Origin of the sequence: Kribbella sp. NBC_01510, assembly GCF_045040325.1 — a bacterium.
Classification (GTDB): Bacteria; Actinomycetota; Actinomycetes; order Propionibacteriales; family Kribbellaceae; genus Kribbella.
The window spans coordinates 8,970,801-8,987,021 of the sequence record NZ_CP109418.1; the positions used below are offsets into that span (position 1 = coordinate 8,970,801).

Genomic DNA, 16,221 nt, shown 5'->3' on the forward strand with positions numbered 1-16,221 from the left:
GGCAACGACCTCGACGTCGATCCAGGGACATCGGGTCTCACGTGAGGAGGAATCACCGCATGATGAGGGTGAGGAGGTCGGTGCCGAGGGTGGTGAGGGCGGACTCGTCCAGGCGGTAGGCGACGAAGCGGCCTTGGCGTTCGGCGGTTACCAGGCCGGCTCGGGTGAGGGCTCGGAGATGGCGGGTGACCTGGGTGGGGTGGAGGCCCCACAGGGCGGCGATTTCGCCGGCAGTGCGGGGTTCACTGGCGACGGCCCGGCAGACCTGCAGGCGGTCGGGGGCGGCGAGCGCTTCCAACCGGGCACGGACTTGATGAGCGGTCGGTACGACGATCCCACGACCGCCGACGGGATAGATGATCGTGAGCGGCTCACCGGGAATCTCGCCCAGGAAGAGATGCGGCGCAATGTAGTTGCTCGGGACAAGCAAAACGGACCGCGCGGCAACATCGACGCGCTTGCTCTGCACCTTCTGCACCACCACGCTGTCCGCGTCGCGTACATAGATCGACCCGTCGAGCGACCGGAGCATCGCCCCCACGCCGTCCCGCACCGCCAGATCCCGGTCCTGCCGGCCCCGCGCCGCCAGCGCCTCCTGCGATTCCTGCCACACCGCAGAGAACCACTCGACCCAACAAGCATCCAGCAGATCGACAAACCGACGTACCGGCTCAGCAGGATCAGTCAGCAACGCCTCGACCAATGCAGCGACAGACCGCCCCCGGCTACGAGCCCAATGCAGTACGGCGTCCGTATCAGTGGTCCGAGCGCTCAACGGACGCCCCCGCAATGGCCGCACCAGCTCAGCAGCCAACTCCGACGGAGAACGCGCACGCAGAGCGCGTAGCTCGTCCTCCCAAGAAGGCACCCCAGTCGCGGCAGTGATCGCAAAGAACCGAGCCCGCACGGCCCGCACAGTCCACGTCCACTGCGACAACTCCGACCGCAGTACGGCGGGCATCCGCACCGCAGCCGCCCACTCAACCCGCCCGTGATGCCGGGGCTCGGCCAGCACATGCAACGCGCAGCCCAGCTCGATCAATGGCGACGCGACGTGCCGGATCCGCTCGGGGTCGAGCCGGCTCAGCCCCGCGAGAACTGTCGGCACTTAGTCCTTCAGCTTGAACTGGAGTTCGGTGTCCCAATCAGCCATGTCAGGGACTTCGCGCGGGTCGGACTTGTAGATCTCCAAGCGGGCGGTCCAGTTGTCGCCGACAGCGTCCCACTCCAGCCCTTCAGCGGAAGCCCAGGCGAGCAGCTCGCGAGTGGCGTCGAGCAGACCGTCCGGGTGGCCGTGGTAGTTCACGCTCGCGTAGCGGCCGGCCGGGAGTACGCCGGTGACGATCTCACCCTCGCCGTGGTGCAGGTCGTCGACCGGGAACCCGATCTCCATCACCAGCCCGGCCTCCATGTCGACCACGTCGTACTTGAAGAACGGCGCGTCGTTCGGCGCGATCTCGTGCGCGGCGAGCCAGTCGATGACCTCGCGCATCCGGTCCGCGAACGCCGCGATCCCGTCCAACGCGACCTTGCCCCGCAGCGCGACGTACGGCCGCTCCCCCACTTCCACGATCTCCGGCATGCGATCCTCCCAACTCGACAATGGACTCAACCTAACGCCTGCTGGATGGCACAGGCTTGCCGAGGTGGGCGACTGAGCGTGTACTGAGACCGGGGGTGGCCGCCATGTTCAAGGTCAAGGTTGCTGTAGTTGCTGTTGCCACGTTGGTACTAGGTCCGTCGGCACCTGCTCTGGCCGAGCCGACGACTCCGCTCACCTACAACGCCGGGACTACGGCGACGCGGTTCACGGGACTGGCGTTCGACACTTGTACGGCGCCGACCCTCACGCAGATGACCGCATGGAAGGCATCGCCCTACAAGGCGATCGGCATCTACATCGGCGGAGTCAACCGCAGCTGTGCCCAGCCACAGCTCACGGCCGGCTGGGTCACAGCCGTCACGGCGATGGGTTGGCGGCTGGTCCCGATCTATCTGGGTCTTCAGGCACCCTGCGGTACCCGGAGATACAAGATGTCGACCACCTCCTCCAACCGGGACGGGGTCCGGGAGGCGGATGACGCGGTCGCCAAGGCCAAGGCATTGGGCATCCTGCCGGGCAGTGCGATGTACAACGACATGGAGAACTACGACAACACGAACGCCGTCTGCCGTTCCGCCGTACTGCACTACCTGTCCGCGTGGACGAAGGAAGTACACCTGCAGCGATACCTGTCCGGCGTCTACGGCCACCAGAACTCCGGTGCACCGGACTTGGCCGCCGCGTACAACTCCACGTCGTACGCGCGACCGGATGCGCTGTGGATCGCACGCTGGGACCTCAGCAGCTCGCTCACCGGCTGGCCGACTGTCCCTAACCCCTTCTGGGCGGTCGGACAGCGCGGCAAGCAGTACCGGGGCGACCACACCGAGACGTACGGCGGTGTGACGCTCAACATCGACAACGACCGGTTCGACGCACCGGTCGCGAGTGTCTCGTACCTCTACACGGTCAGGACGACCATCCACAGCTATAGCGGCCCCTCGACCGCCTATCCGGTCAGGTCGACGATCCCCGCGAACGCGAAAGTCAGTATCGTCTGCCAGACCTTCGGCGCGAAGATCGGCACCACGATCGTCTGGAACAAGCTGATCAACGGCACCTATATCACGGACTACTACACCCGGACACCGAGCAAGCCCGGCTACAGCGCGCCCCTCCCCGGCTGCAGCTACCCGTTCCAGACGACCATCAACGGCCTGAGCCGGCGGCGCGGCCCGGGTACGTCGTACGGGACCTACCCGGGCCCGCTGCCGGCCGGGGCACTGGCCTGGATCACCTGCCAGCTCCCCGGCACCAAGGTCGGCACGACCTCGGTCTGGAACCGTCTGAGCGACGGCTCGTACGTCACCGACTACTACGTCGCCACGGCGAGCAACACGACCTACACCGCGCCGATCCGCCGCTGCTGACTCACTGAGCCCAGGGCGGCTGGATCTGCGTGCCGTCTGCCATCGTGCCGGTGAAACCCGCGGTGATGGCGACGTACAGCTCGGCCTTGCCCTCGCCCAGGTTGGTGAGCGCGATCGGCTCGCCGGCGGGTACGACGACAGCGTCGCCGGGACCGAGCTTGTCGCCGTCGGCCGTGATCTGCACCGTACCGGTGAGCACCATGAACACCTCGTCCCGGTCGAGCGTGTGCGGCTCACCGCCGCCGTGCCCGGGATCGACCGTGAGCTTCCAGGTGCACAGACCGGCGGAGCCACGGCTGGGTGCCGCCAGCCCGGTGAACTCGACGCCGTGCAACTCGAACCGCGGCGCCTCGGTCGCGCGAATGACGTGCATGGGTTCCCCCACTCCAGATAGTCAAGCTGACTTGACCAAGCCAGCTTGACTATCATGGCGTGCATGACGCGATCGGGCAAGCCGGATTTCGGGATCTTGTTGCTGCTGGCGGACCAGGAGTTCGTCCGCGCACTCCGCCAGGCGACGGCCGAGCAGGGGTACGACGACCAGGGCCGGTCGGACGGGTTCGTGTTGCGCACGCTGAGCGCCGGGCCGACCACGATCAGCGGACTGGCCGAGCGGCTGGAGATCACCAAGCAGGGCGCGAGCCAGATCGTCGACGACATGGAGCGCCGCGGGTACGTCGAGCGCCGGCCCGACCCCACCGACGCCCGGGCTCGGCTGCTACAGCTCACCGCACGAGGAGAGGCCGCACTCCAGGCGGCCCGGAAGTTCCACCAGGCCTACGAACGCAAGCTGCGCAGGCGCTTCGGCGACGAGGCGATCGACACGGTGCGCGGCATACTGACCGAGATGGCCGGCGAGGCCCAGATCAGTACGCCGCACTTCCGCGCGTTGATGTTCTAAGCAAGGGCAGGTCAGGCGAAGTAGTTCGGGAACTGGTCGTTCGTCGGCCAGGTCTTCACACCGTTGGCCGCGGTCCACAGCGCCGCGTCGATGTCGCCGTACGACTTGCCGCTGGCGTCGTCGCGGCGGTTGAACAGCGCCGCCCAGCTCATCCCGTTGTAGGTCCGGACCATGATGGTGAAGGTCCCCGGCATGCTGCCGGTGTGCCAGGTGTTGCGCCCGGTGCCGCCCGTCGTCGGGCGCACCTGCCAGCCGAGGCCGTAGTACCAGCCGTCGGAGTTCACGCCGATCTCGGGCTTCGCCCAGATGCTGTTCAGCGACGCCGTGTTCAGCACGCTCGACGACGTGTCGAACATCTTCGCCCACCGGACCAGGTCCGGAGCGCTCGCGATCCAGCCGCCGTTGGCATCCTGGATGCGCATGCTGAAGGACCCGTACGGCGCGGGCACGGTGGCACCCGACATGTCCAGCACGGTCTTTCCGGTGTACTGCGACTCGTACGGCACCTCACCGGAGTGCTTCGCGATCGAGTATCCCTGCGCCATCCGCGTGATCTTCAACGGGGTGAGCAGCTTCTGCTGCACATAGGCGGGGTAGCTCAGGCCGCTCACCTTCTCGATCACCCGGCCGGCGAGCGTGTACCCGAAGTTGGAGTACGCGTACTTGGTGCCCGGGGCGTAGTCGAGCTTCCGGCCGGCCTCGTACTTGATCACGTCGGCGGGGTGCAGCTCCATCGGGACACCCAGCGCCCGGGAGATCACCGCGTCCTCCCATTCCGGGTCGCCCGAGATGTCGCGGTCCCAGCCGCCGAGGTGCTGCAGCAGCCGCTTGATCGTGACCGCGGACCAGCGGGTGTCCTTGGTCTGACCGGTCGGCGGCGTGATCGAGATGATGTTGCCGACCGGCGTCGACAGACTCAGCTTGCCGTCCTGCACCAGCTTCACGATCGCGGCGGCCGTGAACGACTTCGTCAGGCTGGCGATCCGGAACAGCGAGGTCGGGTTGACGGTGAGCGCGGTGGACGTACTGTAGCCGCGGGCAAGCACCAGGCGGCCCTTGTAGGTCACCGCAAGCTGGCCGGCCGTCACGCCGCGCGCCTGCATGAACGTCTTCATCTGACTGTCGAACCCGGCCAGGGCCGCGACAGCGGTGCCGGTGGTCTTCCAGGTCGCGGCGGCATCGGCGGAGCGACTCAGGGCCGTTCCTGCTCCGGTGCCGACGGCGGCGACCGCGCCGGTGGCGATGGCTAGCTTGCCGAGATTCCGGCGCGACAACTCCACGGACGTGTTCTCCTTCAGGTCTTCAAGGCAGGGGGGTACTGCTGAAGGAGTCTCTCACCGCAGGGGTCTACTCGATCATCGATGCGTACGAGATGACCCCACGACGGATCTCGTCGACCACGGCTCGCGCGGTGGAACGCAACGGGGTCGGTCCGGCCGCGTCCGCGACCTGCTCGGTCAGGTCGATCAGTTGCTTCACCCAACGAACGAAATCACCGGCAGCCAGGTCGGATTCGTAGAGCACCTCGGCCAGCGAGGCACCCGACGCCCACCGGAACGCCGGCCAGCAGAAGCCGAGGTCCATCGAGCGCAGGAAGTCCACCCGCATGTCCCGCTCCAGCGCGGACAGGTCGCGCCAGATCCCACCCATCTTCTCCAGCGCCAGGCGTACGTCGCCACGCGGCAACCGTGGAGACGTCGGCTCGTCCTTCGACCGCGCCTCGTACACCAGCGCGGCAAGACACGCCGCGAGCTCGGGCACGGTGAGGTCGTCGAAAACTCCTTGCCGCAGGCACTCAGCCGCGACCAGGTCGAGTTCGGTGTAGATCCGCGACAGCCGGTCGCCGGCCTCGGTGGTCTTGTCGCCGTCCAGGTAGTGCAACGCGTCGAGGACCTGGCAGACCCGGTCGAACTGGCGGGCGATGGTGTTCGTCCGCTGCTCGATCTTTCGCTGCACCTCGCGGTTCTCCCGGTCGAGCCGGAAGTACCGCTCGGCCCAGCGGGCGTGGTCCTCGCGATCCGAGCAACCGTGGCACGGGTGCGCGCGCAATTGCGCCCGCATTTCCTGCAGCTCCGGGTCGTCGGCGTGACTGACCACATCCCGGCCGCGGGTGCGCGACGGCGGCCCGTCCTCGCCGAGCATGTCCGTGTGGTTCCGCAGTACCTGCGCGAGCTCACGCCGCTGCTGCGGGTTGCGTGGGTTGAACTTCTTCGGGATCCGCAGGCTGCTGATCGCGTCGACGGGCGTCGGGAAGTCGATCATCGACAGCTTCCGGACCTGCCGGTCCAGCGTCAGCACGGTCGGCCGCGGACCTTCGCGCTCCGAGCGCATCCCCGGGTCGAGGACGAGCGCCCAGCCCGCACTGCGGCCGGCCGGGATCCGGATGACGTCGCCGATCCGCAGCTTCTCGATCGACTCCTGGGCCTCGACCCGGCGATCGAGCTTGCGCCGCTTCGAGCCGGACGCCTCCCGCTCACCGATCCGCCGGCGCAGTTCGGCGTACTCGAGGAAGTCGCCGAGGTGACAGTCGATGGACTCCTTGTAGCCCTCGAGCGCCTCGGTGTTGCGCTGCACCTGCCGGGCCAGCCCGACCACGGCCTGGTCGGACTGGAACTGCGCGAACGACAGCTCCAGCATGTCGCGGGCCCTGGTCCGCCCGACCTGGCGGACCAGGTTGACGGCCATGTTGTACGACGGGGAGAACGACGAGCGGAGCGGATACGTACGGGTGCTCGCCAGACCGGCCACGGCGCGTGGGTCGAAGCCTGGTTGCCACAGCACGACCGCGTGACCCTCGACGTCGATGCCACGACGGCCCGCCCGGCCGGTCAGCTGGGTGTACTCCCCCGGCGTGATGTCGACATGCGCCTCGCCGTTCCACTTGCTCAGCTTCTCGAGTACGACGGTGCGCGCCGGCATGTTGATGCCCAGGGCAAGCGTCTCGGTGGCGAACACGACCTTGATCAGGCCGCGCGCGAACAGCTCCTCGACGACCTCCTTGAACGCGGCCAGCATGCCCGCGTGGTGGGCCGCGATGCCGCGGCTGAGCGCCTCGGCGAAGTCGTGGTAACCGAGCACGCCGAGGTCCTCGTCCGGCAGGTCCGCGGTCCGCTCCGCCAGCACCCGCTTGATCTCGTCCCGCTCGGACGGCTTGGTCAGCCGCAGGCCCGAGCGCAGGCACTGGATCATCGCGTCCTCGCAGCCCTTGCGGGAGAAGATGAAGTAGATCGCCGGCAGCAGCGCGCCGGCGTCCAGCTCCTCGACCACATCGGACCGGTAGGGCGTGAAATGGGACCGCTGCGGGCGGCCCTTCGGGAGATCCCGGCGCCGGCGGGGTTTGCGCGAGTCGTCGCGGAAGATCCGGTTGTCGTCGCGGGCGATCCGGACCAACTGCGGGTTGACCAGGTCCTTCAGGTCGACCTGGTTGGCCTTCGCCGGATTGCCGGACTTGGCCTTCGTGGGCGCGCCGACCCTTGCGGTCGGCGCCTCACCAGCGAACAGGTCGTGCAGCCGCTTACCCACCATCACGTGCTGGAACAGCGGCACCGGCCGCTTCTCCTCCAGGACGACGACGGTGTTGCCGCGGACGGTCTCCAGCCAGTCGCCGAACTCCTCGGCATTGCTCACGGTCGCCGACAACGACACCACCGAGACCGATTCCTGCAGGTGGATCAGCACCTCCTCCCACACCGCGCCACGAGCGCGGTCGGCCAGGTAGTGCACTTCGTCCATCACGACGTACGAGAGACCGAGCAGGGTGCTGGAACCGGCGTACAGCATGTTCCGCAGGACCTCGGTCGTCATCACGACGATCGGGGCCTCGGAGTTGATCGAGTTGTCGCCGGTGAGCAGGCCGACCTTGTCGCTGCCGTAGCGGCTGACCAGGTCGGCGTACTTCTGGTTGCTCAGAGCCTTGATCGGGGTGGTGTAGAAACACTTCTGCCCGCGCTGCAGCGCCAGGTGGACGGCGAACTCGCCGACCAGCGTCTTCCCGGAGCCGGTGGGCGCGGCCACGAGCACCTGATGACCGTCTTCAAGGGCGGCGCAGGCACGGAGCTGGAACTCGTCCAGTTCGAAGTCATAGAGCGCCCGAAACTCCTTCACGGCGGGATGCTCCTGGTCCGAGCGAAACACGGCGTACTTCTCGGACGGAGTGCTCATCCACGTCCTCGCTTCGCTCCGGGCGCGGATGAGACACGAGATGCGCTGTGTTGGATGGTGACCTCGCTCCGCTCGCTCACAGGCCCCAATCTATGCGACGCCACCCCCAAAGCCACGCTGGGTCAGCCAGGCGGCGGCCCGGGTGAGCGCCGCGTCGGCCTCGTCCATGAGGCCGACGTTGTACTGGTAGACGTGCGGCGCACCCGCGACGACGTCCAGGCTGACGTCGACCTCGTGCTCCGCGGCGCGGGCCGCGAGCCCTAGCGAGTCGTCGAGCAGGACCTCCGCCGTACCGACCTGGATCAGCAGCGGCGGCAGTCCGCTCAGGTCCGCGAGCAGCGGACTCGCCAACTCGTCCTTCGGGTCGTAGCCGGCGAGGTAATGGTCGACGTACGCCTCCATGTGCGCACGGCTGAACAGTGGGTCGAAGTCTCCCCGGGTGTCCATGCTCGCACCGGACAGCGTGAGGTCCGCCCAGGGCGAGAACACGACGACCGCGGCCGGCAACGGCAGGCCCTCCCGACGTGCCGCCAGTACCAGGGCGAGCGCCAGCCCACCGCCCGCGGAGTCGCCCGCGACGAAGATCTCGCGGCCACCTTCGAGGAGTTCCTTGTACGCCGCCAGCGCATCGTCGACCGCCGCCGGGAAGGCGGCCTCCGGCGCCAGGCGATAGTCCAGCGACACCGCCTGCAGGCCGGTGCGACGGGCCAGCGGCGCGGCGAGATTGGCCCCGGTACGGGCCGACCCGATCACGTAGCCCCCGCCGTGCAGGTACAGGATCACGCCGTCCCCGTCGGCTCCGGCGACCTTCACGTCCAGCGCCGGGACACCGCCGAGCGAGCGCGGCTCGAGCGTGACGTCGTCACCGAGCGGGAGGGCCCCGAACACCGCGTCGAAGTCATCCCGCTGCTGGGCCGGCGACCGGGACGGGTCACCCTTGGAGATCATGCCGCGTGCGGTGGCTCGTTGGTCCTGACTCATCGTCCGCCTCCTGATAGATTCCGAGGAATATAGTTCCCCCTAACTACATTCCGAGGAATCCAATTCCGTGATCGTCAGGATCTGGCTGTGACTGATCTCACATCGTTGTTCACGGACCTGGTCCGGCTGGAAACGCGGCTCTACAACGTGCTCGACGCCCGGCTGAAGGCCGAGCACGGCCTCCCGCTCGGCCAGTTCGAGTTCCTCCGCGTCATCGCGGCCCGCGGGAACGCCCGGGTCTACGACCTGGCCCACGACATCGCGATCACGGTCGGCGCCACCAGCAAGGCCGTCGACCGACTCGAGTCGGCCGGCCGCTGCCGCCGTACGGCGAACCCGCACGACCGCCGCTCCTCCCTGGTCGAACTGACGCCAGCCGGCGCCGAGATCCTGGCCGCGGCGACACCGACGGTCGAGGCCGAGCTCAACATCTGGGTCGGCTCGGTCCTCCCGGCTGCGAATCTCGAACAGCTCGCCACCATGCTCTCGATGCTTCGCCAACGCGCCGAGTCCGATCCCCGCACCGACCGCACCGAGCCGGCGGCGACCACACGGCAGGCTCCCGGGCCGCTGGACACGCCTCAGACATGACACAGCCGAACTCCCTCCCCTGGTGGTCGGTGGGAGTCCGGCTGCGGGTCCGGATGGATCAGCTGATGTGGTACGGGTCGCCGTAGACCTTCCAGTCGAGCGGAGTGTTCAGGTCGAAGTTGCCGTTGCGGAGGAAGACGCGCTGCGCGGTGTCGACGCGACTGGTGTCGCTGTGTGCCTCTTCCTGCTTCATAGCCCAGACACGCGCGTCAAGGAAGGCGTTGAGGTAGGTCGTCTCGTTTCCACCCTGCGACGGCGGCTTGGCCGTCCTCAGGGCACGACTCCGGATTCCCCCGGAGCTGGTGGCGTCGCTGCCGGGCCCGTGCATGACGATCGCGTCGTAGTAGCAGAACTGACCGAGGGTGCGCAGGCCGTCGGACTTCCCTTGCGACACCGCCGGGTTGAAGTAGACGCGGTCACGCTCGTCGTTCTGGCACTGCTGGAAGACGGTGTCCTTGGCGGCGGTCTTCCAGTCCTTGGTGTAGTTCGGGTCCAGGCCGGAGTGCGAGTCGCTGCCGTTCACGCGGCGCAGCGCCGGCAGATACTCCTGCAATACGTTGCCCGACTTGCGGTCGGCGTACAGCTGGACCAGTTCGAGCATGTCGCCGGTCCCCGAGCAGAAGCCGATGATGCCGGCGGTGTAGCCGCGGCCGTCGTCGATGTCCTCGATGTACTTGTACTGCGCCTTCCAGTCCAGCGAGGAGTTCTCCGCGCTGCAGACGATCTGCATCGCGATCTCCTTCTTCGCGGGATCGTCGAGGCCGGTCGCGGTGAGACCACTGGTCGCGGCGTCGGCGTGCGGCGCGTAGCGGGTGGCGGCGAGGGCGGTCGCCGGGGCGGCCGCGAGGGTCAGTCCGAGCAGGAGTGTGGTCCTGCGAGTGGGGCGGTTCGGCACGATCTCCTCCGGTGGGCGTCCGAGAGATGAACTGTTAGGAAGCTTTCCTATCAGAGCAATCTCAGCACGACCAGAGGTGAGGGGGGTTCAGAGTGTGAAGGTTCTGTCTCAGGCGAACACGGTGAGGGCGCCCGGGGCGATGGTGATGTCGATCGGGAGCGGCCCGAGCACCTCGCCGTCGCCGTACGCCGTGATGCCGGGCGACTCGAGCCGGACCGAGCGGCCACGGAAGGTCCGCAGCATCGGGTGGCCCACGTGGGTGCCCTTGGACAGCTTCGGGAACATCTGCAGCAGCGTGAGCCGGGACACCGGCTGGATGATCGTGACGTCGAGCAGGCCGTCGTCGATCTCGGCGCCGGCGCAGATCTGCAGTCCCCCGCCGTACGTGGGCCCGGTGCCGACCGCGACCAGCATGGCCTTGGTCTCGATCACCTCGCCGTCGACGGTCACGACGTACTCGAGTGGCTTGAACGTGCGGAGCTCGGCCAGGGTCGCGACCGTGTAGCGGGAGTTGCCCTTCGGCCAGCTCATCGCGTTGGCGCGCCGGTTCACCAGTGAGTCGAAGCCGCCGGCCACGACCGTGGTGATGTACTCGTCCTTCGCCACCGCGAGGTCGATCGTCCGGGTCTTGCCGGCCACGATCAGGTCGGCCGCCGCGGCCGGATCCTTCAGCGGTACGCCGATCCCGCGGGCGAAGTCGTTCCCGGTGCCGGCCGGGATCACGCCGAACGGCATCCCGGACTTGGCCAGCACCTGGGCACCGAGATGGATCGTGCCGTCGCCCCCGATCAACGCGACCGCATCCGCCCCCGACGCGACCACCTCAGCGGAGATCCGACCGACGTCCTCGGCGCAACTGGTGGCGAACACGTCGACGGTCAGTCCGGCCGCAGCAAGCCGTTCACGGACGATCGGAGCAACCCGGGCACCAAGACCCCGACCGGCAGTGGGATTCACTACCAGCGCAACACGCCTCATCAGTCGGCCAGCAGTTCCTCTGAGTGCCGCGCGCGACGCTTGTCGTTGAAGCGCGAGATCACCTCGGCGGCGAAGAACAGCAGGCACATCGGGATCGCCAGCAGGCACATCGTGAACGGGTCACCGGACGGCGTCGCGACCGCGGCGAACACGAAGATCACCAGGATGATGTACGGCCGGAACTTGGCGAGCGCCTTGGCCGGCACCACGCCGACCATGTTCAGCAGCACGACGACCAGCGGGATCAGGAACGCGACGCCGAACACCAGCATCGTCCGGATGACGAAGTCCAGGTACGTCGGCAGCTCGATCAGGTTCTGGATGTCCAGCGGCGTGAAGCTGATCAGGATCGCGATGCCCTTCGGCAGCGTCCAGTAGGCCACCGCCATACCGGTGGCGAACAGCGGCGCCGCGATTCCGGCGAAGATGTAGGCCCACTTGCGCTCGTTGCGGTGCAGGCCCGGCGCGACGAACGCCCAGAGCTGGTACAGCCAGACCGGACTGGCGAGCACCAGGCCGAACAGCGCGGAGATCTTGATCCGGAACGTCAGCGCGTCGCCGACGCCGGGGAACGTGAGGATCGGCTCCTTGCCCTGCTCCCGGGCCAGGTCACCGACGCTGGTGTGGAAGGGCTGGGTCAGGAACCTGAACGCTTCGTCGTAGAAGATCCAGCCGAGCACCGTGCACACCACGATCGCGAGCACGCTGATGAGCAACCGGTTGCGAAGCTCGACAATGTGCTCGCGCAGGGTCATCCGACCCTCGTCGTCCTTCGGGCGGCGCTCTTTCTTCTCTTTACGCCGTCCGATCCTCACCATTGACACCGGCGGGTGCTCGGCTCAGTTGGCCGTGTGGGTGGGCGGCAGGCCGTCGCCCTGACCGTTCACCTGGTTCGGCTGCTGGGCCGGCTGGGCCTGCGGGGCCGCCTGCTGGGTCGGCGCCTGGACCTGCTGGGTGCCTTCGGTGAGCTCCGGCTCCTTCTTCTTGGGGCCGACCTCTTCCTCCCAGATCTTCTTCGACTTGCCGAGCTGCTTCACCAGGGCCGGCAGCTTGGCCGAACCGAACAGCAGCACGACGATCGCGAGGATGACGAGCCACTCTGCGCCTTGGGGCATACCGAGGAGCGGTGCCATGTCGATCTCCCTTTCACAAACTTCTTCTCGTGGCTCAAGCGTGAGAACGTGGGCCGATACTACGCCGGAGCGTGCTCATCCTGGCGGGTCTGTCCAGACCCGGCCGCGGACTGTGCGGCGTCCAGCTTGGACTGGGCGGCGACCAACTCACGCGTCAGCGCCTTGGCCTGGCCCCACACCCTCTTCGCGAGCAGGGCGAGGACCAGAAGCCACACCGCCAGCACCGCGAGGAAGAGCAGGAACCAGTACATACCCAGGAGCCTAGCCGGTCGTCGTCCATCGCCCACGCCCTGCGGGGAGTCTGAGCGGACAACGGTGTCGGAACGTGATGGTAAAACCGTGTGTCTGCGGAGTACGCCGCGTGGCGTGGGGTCGGTAGGTATTCGGTGAGCGAGGGGTTGCGGATGTTTCGGATCGGGGTGGACGAGCGGCGGGCGCGGCTCGGGCGGCGGCACCGGCTCGGGCCGGAGTGCCGGGCGGCGGATCCGGTCGAGGCGGCCGCGGCGCTGGTCGCTTTGCACGCCACCGACCCGGCGACGGTTCACCTGAGTGTGGCTGCGCGGGTTCCGGGGAGTGACGTCGCGGGCACGGAGCGTGCGCTCTACGACGACCGGGTGCTGATCCGGATGCTCGGCATGCGCCGGACGGTGTTCGTCGTACCGACTCTGTTCGCGCCGATCGTGCAGGCGGCGTGCACGGACGACATCGCGGTCAAGCAGCGGAAGTTGCTGGTGAAGCACCTCACCGAGGCCGGGGTAGCGGGCGATCCGGAGGCGTCCGGGAAGTGGCTGCGGGCGGTCGAGGAGTCGACGGCGACCGCGCTGGCGCTGCGTGGATCGGCGACCGCACAGGAGCTGGCCGCGGACGAGCCGCGGCTGCGGACCCGGCTGAGCATGGCCGAGGGCAAGGCGTACGCCGCTCAGCCGTACGTGACGAGCCGGGTGTTGTTCCAGCTGTCGGCCGAGGGACGGATCGTCCGTGGGCGCCCGCTGGGGACGTGGCTGAGCGGTCAGCACCAGTGGTCGCCGGCCGAGGACTGGCTGCCCGACAGGCTGGGTGACAGGCCGACGGCGGACGAGGCACGGATGGCGCTGGCGCGGGCGTGGTTGTCGTCGTTCGGCCCGGGTACGGCGGCGGACCTGCAATGGTGGGCCGGCTGGACGGCCGGCCAGACGAAGAAGGCCCTGACCGCGGTCGAGGCGGTCCCGGTCGACCTGGACGGCCAGGTCGGCTATGTGCTGCCGGGTGACGAGGCGCCGGAGGTTCCGACGGAGCCGTGGGTCGCGTTCCTGCCTGCCCTCGACCCGACGCCGATGGGCTGGAAGGAGCGCGCTTGGTACCTGGGCGAGCACAAGGCCAAGCTCTTCGACAACACCGGCAACATCGGCCCGACCATCTGGGCGGACGGCCGCATCGTCGGCGGCTGGGGCCAGCCCGAAACCGGCGAGGTCCGCTACCAGTTGCTGGAGGACGTGGGCCGCGAGACCGCAGCCCTGATCGAAGCCGAAGCGGACCACTGGACCACTTGGCTCGCCGGCGTCCGCGTCACCCCGGGCTTCCGAGCCCCACTGGAGAAACAGCTCAGCCAGGGCTAATCGTCGTAGGCGGCGAGGGCTTCGCGGGCGGTGGCGGCGATCTGGGTGGTGAGGTCGGGTGGGTCCAGGACTGTGGCGGCGCCGCCGAGGCGGAGGACGAGGCGCTGGAGCCAGGCGGTGTCGGCGACGCGGAGCTTGACGATCAGTGAGTTGTCGGGGCCTTCCTCGACGGACTCGTTCGGGTAGTACTCGGCGACCCAACGGGCCGGGGGCGCCAGCCGGACGGTCGCCAGGAGGTCGCGCTCGGACGGCTGGAACATGCCGTTCGACAGATCGCGCGGGGTCGCCTCGGGCGGCGGTTCGCTGGGGAGGTCGAGGAGTTTGACGGCGGCGATGCGGTCCAGGCGGAACAGCCGGACGTCCTCGGCCAGCCGGCACCAGGCCTCGAGATAGGTCCGGCCCTCCGACACGACCAGGCGCATCGGGTCCACGTCCCGCTCGGTGGTCTCGTCGCGCGACGGGACGTCGTACGTGAGATGCAGGCGGCGCTGGGCGGCCAGGCCGCGGTTGACCGTCTCGGCGATCTCCGGCGCGGCCGGCTCGACGTGCACGTGGGCCGCCGCGCCCTCGCTGGCCGCCGCGGCCTCCCCCGCGGCACGCTCCAGCTTGCCGATCGCCCGGTCGACTGCCTCCCGGTCGTGTCCGGCCGTCACCTCGCGCAAGGTGCGCAGTGCGGTCAGCAGCGCCAGCGCCTCGTCTGCGGCCAGCCGCAGCGGACGGGCCAGGTAGTCCGCGTTGTTGATGTGGATGACGCCGTCGCCCTCGGCCGCCTCGATGTCGATCTCGATCAGATCGCCCATCTGCGCACCAGGCAGCCCGCAGAACCACAGCACCTTCAGGTCGGCGATGATCTGCTTCGGCCGTACGCCGAACTCCGCCGCCACGTCGTCGACGCGAGCACCATCGTTCTCGCGGAGATACGGCACCAGTGCGAGCAACCGCTGCACCTGGTCACGGGCATTGCTCATGCACGTCCTCGCTTCGCTCCGGGCGCGCATGAGCCTGGCTCGCTGTGCTTGATGATGAACTCGCTTCGCTCGCTCATCCGGCCACCGTCCGAAGCCGCCACAGAACACCATCCAGCACGTCCCCGGGTCCCTCGACCACGGCATCCGGGCCGTACGACGCGATCTCCTCGGCCAGGACGCCGGAGTCGGCGTACGGGACGTGCAGCAGGTCCCAGCCCTCCTCGTACGGCTCGATCGCGTTGGCGCGGCGGCGCAGGCTCACACAAGACCCCGTGCGGGCGCGGACCTTCGCCTCCGACGTCGGCCGCGGCGGCGCCAGCTCGGACACCAGTGAACGCAGGTCCGTGCCCTCCGGCACGGTGAACGCGCCCGGAGCTCCGACGGTCTTCACGTCTCCGCCGATCCGCGACATCCGGAACATCCGTGTGGCCTGGCGATCCCAGTCGCGGCCGACGACGTACCAGCGGCCGTGCCAGGACACGATGCCCCAGGGCTCCAGAGTCCGCGTGGTCGGCTCGGACGCGCCACTGCGCAGGTGCTGGAAGCGCACTGCGGTCCGGCTCACTACAGCCGACCAAAGTGGGTCGAAGGCCGGCTCCGACGCACCGACATGCGGCTCGATCGCGCTGAGCGCGGACTGGTCGGTCTGGATCCCGGCGGCCTTCAGCTTCAGCACCGCCGACGTGGTCGCCTCGGCCAGGCTGGCGTGCTGCCAGACCCGGGCGGCGACCCCCAGTACGGCGGCCTCGTCCGGCTCCAGGTGCACCTCGGGCAGCTCGAACACGTCCCGGCGGATCCGGTAGCCGACCTCGTCGGAGAAGAACTTGTCGATGGTGCCCATCTCGATCGGGATGCCGAGGTCGCGCAGCTCGTCCTTGTCCCGCTCGAACATCTTCTCGAAGGCGTCGTCGGTCTGGCCCGCGTACCCCTCGACCACCTCGCGGATGCGTTCCTTGGTCACATAGGTGCGCGCGACCAGCAGGCAGATGACCACATTGAGCAGTCGCTCACTCTTCCGCGCCGACACCCGACCACCTTACGGCCT

General features: G+C 68.3%; 17 protein-coding genes. 4 read left to right on the forward strand and 13 right to left on the reverse strand.

Annotated elements, in window-relative coordinates; genetic code table 11:
• Nucleotides 1-52: 52 nt before the first annotated feature.
• Nucleotides 53-1,108 carry a DUF5937 family protein gene (locus OG558_RS43645; protein WP_405068281.1) on the reverse strand — a complete coding sequence of 352 codons (1,056 nt, stop codon included), beginning with the start codon at nucleotides 1,106-1,108 and terminating at the stop codon, nucleotides 53-55.
• Nucleotides 1,109-1,582: a GyrI-like domain-containing protein gene (locus tag OG558_RS43650; RefSeq protein WP_329480299.1), complete on the reverse strand. Its 474-nt coding sequence runs from the start codon at nucleotides 1,580-1,582 to the stop codon at nucleotides 1,109-1,111.
• Nucleotides 1,583-1,686: 104 nt separating this feature from the next.
• Here OG558_RS43650 and OG558_RS43655 point away from each other — a divergent pair, with 104 nt between their 5' ends.
• Entirely contained in the window at nucleotides 1,687-2,973 is a 1,287-nt protein-coding gene (locus OG558_RS43655) for a glycoside hydrolase domain-containing protein (RefSeq protein WP_405068282.1), read from the forward strand.
• A gap of 1 nt (nucleotide 2,974) precedes the next feature.
• Here the strand turns inward: OG558_RS43655 and OG558_RS43660 are convergent, their stop codons facing one another.
• Nucleotides 2,975-3,346 (reverse strand): cupin domain-containing protein, encoded by a 372-nt coding sequence (locus OG558_RS43660; RefSeq protein ID WP_329480303.1) that lies wholly within the window; start codon nucleotides 3,344-3,346, stop codon nucleotides 2,975-2,977.
• Between the two features lie 63 nt (nucleotides 3,347-3,409).
• Here OG558_RS43660 and OG558_RS43665 point away from each other — a divergent pair, with 63 nt between their 5' ends.
• Nucleotides 3,410-3,874 carry a MarR family winged helix-turn-helix transcriptional regulator gene (locus OG558_RS43665; protein ID WP_405068283.1) on the forward strand — a complete coding sequence of 155 codons (465 nt, stop codon included), beginning with the start codon at nucleotides 3,410-3,412 and terminating at the stop codon, nucleotides 3,872-3,874.
• A gap of 11 nt (nucleotides 3,875-3,885) precedes the next feature.
• Here OG558_RS43665 and OG558_RS43670 read toward each other — a convergent pair whose 3' ends face one another.
• The 3 genes from OG558_RS43670 to OG558_RS43680 form a co-directional block, all read right to left on the reverse strand.
• The gene (locus OG558_RS43670) at nucleotides 3,886-5,154 is read right to left on the reverse strand and encodes a serine hydrolase domain-containing protein (protein WP_405068284.1); all 1,269 of its coding nucleotides are present in this window, start codon (nucleotides 5,152-5,154) and stop codon (nucleotides 3,886-3,888) included.
• A 67-nt stretch (nucleotides 5,155-5,221) separates the two neighbouring features.
• Nucleotides 5,222-8,035 (reverse strand): DEAD/DEAH box helicase, encoded by a 2,814-nt coding sequence (locus OG558_RS43675; protein WP_405068285.1) that lies wholly within the window; start codon nucleotides 8,033-8,035, stop codon nucleotides 5,222-5,224.
• Between the two features lie 90 nt (nucleotides 8,036-8,125).
• Entirely contained in the window at nucleotides 8,126-9,016 is an 891-nt protein-coding gene (locus OG558_RS43680) for an alpha/beta hydrolase (RefSeq protein ID WP_405068286.1), read from the reverse strand.
• Nucleotides 9,017-9,103: 87 nt separating this feature from the next.
• Here OG558_RS43680 and OG558_RS43685 point away from each other — a divergent pair, with 87 nt between their 5' ends.
• The gene (locus tag OG558_RS43685; RefSeq protein WP_405068287.1) at nucleotides 9,104-9,607 is read left to right on the forward strand and encodes a MarR family winged helix-turn-helix transcriptional regulator; all 504 of its coding nucleotides are present in this window, start codon (nucleotides 9,104-9,106) and stop codon (nucleotides 9,605-9,607) included.
• 58 nt (nucleotides 9,608-9,665) lie between these two features.
• On the opposite strand, the gene OG558_RS43690 is transcribed toward OG558_RS43685, so the two are convergent.
• The 5 genes from OG558_RS43690 to OG558_RS43710 form a co-directional block, all read right to left on the reverse strand.
• A complete protein-coding gene (locus tag OG558_RS43690) occupies nucleotides 9,666-10,502 on the reverse strand; it encodes a chitosanase (protein WP_405068288.1) in 837 nt (278 codons plus the stop codon).
• Nucleotides 10,503-10,610: 108 nt separating this feature from the next.
• Nucleotides 10,611-11,480, reverse strand: a complete 870-nt coding sequence (locus OG558_RS43695) for a YegS/Rv2252/BmrU family lipid kinase (protein ID WP_329480314.1) — start codon at nucleotides 11,478-11,480, stop codon at nucleotides 10,611-10,613.
• The gene (gene tatC, locus OG558_RS43700) at nucleotides 11,480-12,235 is read right to left on the reverse strand and encodes a twin-arginine translocase subunit TatC (RefSeq protein ID WP_329480317.1); all 756 of its coding nucleotides are present in this window, start codon (nucleotides 12,233-12,235) and stop codon (nucleotides 11,480-11,482) included. The genes OG558_RS43695 and tatC overlap by 1 nt, the downstream gene beginning before the upstream one ends.
• Nucleotides 12,236-12,319: 84 nt before the next feature.
• On the reverse strand, nucleotides 12,320-12,613 hold the full coding sequence (locus tag OG558_RS43705; RefSeq protein ID WP_328519027.1) for a twin-arginine translocase TatA/TatE family subunit: 294 nt from the start codon (nucleotides 12,611-12,613) through the stop codon (nucleotides 12,320-12,322).
• A 59-nt stretch (nucleotides 12,614-12,672) separates the two neighbouring features.
• Entirely contained in the window at nucleotides 12,673-12,864 is a 192-nt protein-coding gene (locus tag OG558_RS43710; protein ID WP_329480319.1) for a hypothetical protein, read from the reverse strand.
• A 153-nt stretch (nucleotides 12,865-13,017) separates the two neighbouring features.
• On the opposite strand from OG558_RS43710, the gene OG558_RS43715 reads away from it, so the two are divergent.
• Nucleotides 13,018-14,208 (forward strand): winged helix DNA-binding domain-containing protein, encoded by a 1,191-nt coding sequence (locus OG558_RS43715; RefSeq protein ID WP_405068289.1) that lies wholly within the window; start codon nucleotides 13,018-13,020, stop codon nucleotides 14,206-14,208.
• Here OG558_RS43715 and OG558_RS43720 read toward each other — a convergent pair.
• Entirely contained in the window at nucleotides 14,205-15,176 is a 972-nt protein-coding gene (locus tag OG558_RS43720; RefSeq protein ID WP_405068290.1) for a helix-turn-helix transcriptional regulator, read from the reverse strand. The genes OG558_RS43715 and OG558_RS43720 overlap by 4 nt on opposite strands.
• Before the next feature lie 73 nt (nucleotides 15,177-15,249).
• Nucleotides 15,250-16,203: a helix-turn-helix transcriptional regulator gene (locus tag OG558_RS43725; RefSeq protein ID WP_405068291.1), complete on the reverse strand. Its 954-nt coding sequence runs from the start codon at nucleotides 16,201-16,203 to the stop codon at nucleotides 15,250-15,252.
• Between the last annotated feature and the right edge of the window lie 18 nt (nucleotides 16,204-16,221).

Coding starts and splice junctions, on each gene's coding strand:
- OG558_RS43650 (WP_329480299.1), bottom strand. CDS start 1,582: ATGCCGGAGATCGTGGAAGTGGGGGAGCGGCCGTACGTCGCGCTGCGG.
- OG558_RS43710 (WP_329480319.1), bottom strand. CDS start 12,864: ATGTACTGGTTCCTGCTCTTCCTCGCGGTGCTGGCGGTGTGGCTTCTG.
- OG558_RS43705 (WP_328519027.1), bottom strand. CDS start 12,613: ATGGCACCGCTCCTCGGTATGCCCCAAGGCGCAGAGTGGCTCGTCATC.
- OG558_RS43720 (WP_405068290.1), bottom strand. CDS start 15,176: ATGAGCAATGCCCGTGACCAGGTGCAGCGGTTGCTCGCACTGGTGCCG.
- OG558_RS43660 (WP_329480303.1), bottom strand. CDS start 3,346: ATGCACGTCATTCGCGCGACCGAGGCGCCGCGGTTCGAGTTGCACGGC.
- OG558_RS43675 (WP_405068285.1), bottom strand. CDS start 8,035: ATGAGCACTCCGTCCGAGAAGTACGCCGTGTTTCGCTCGGACCAGGAG.
- OG558_RS43680 (WP_405068286.1), bottom strand. CDS start 9,016: ATGAGTCAGGACCAACGAGCCACCGCACGCGGCATGATCTCCAAGGGT.
- OG558_RS43715 (WP_405068289.1), top strand. CDS start 13,018: ATGTTTCGGATCGGGGTGGACGAGCGGCGGGCGCGGCTCGGGCGGCGG.
- OG558_RS43655 (WP_405068282.1), top strand. CDS start 1,687: ATGTTCAAGGTCAAGGTTGCTGTAGTTGCTGTTGCCACGTTGGTACTA.
- OG558_RS43665 (WP_405068283.1), top strand. CDS start 3,410: ATGACGCGATCGGGCAAGCCGGATTTCGGGATCTTGTTGCTGCTGGCG.
- OG558_RS43695 (WP_329480314.1), bottom strand. CDS start 11,480: ATGAGGCGTGTTGCGCTGGTAGTGAATCCCACTGCCGGTCGGGGTCTT.
- tatC (WP_329480317.1), bottom strand. CDS start 12,235: ATGACCCTGCGCGAGCACATTGTCGAGCTTCGCAACCGGTTGCTCATC.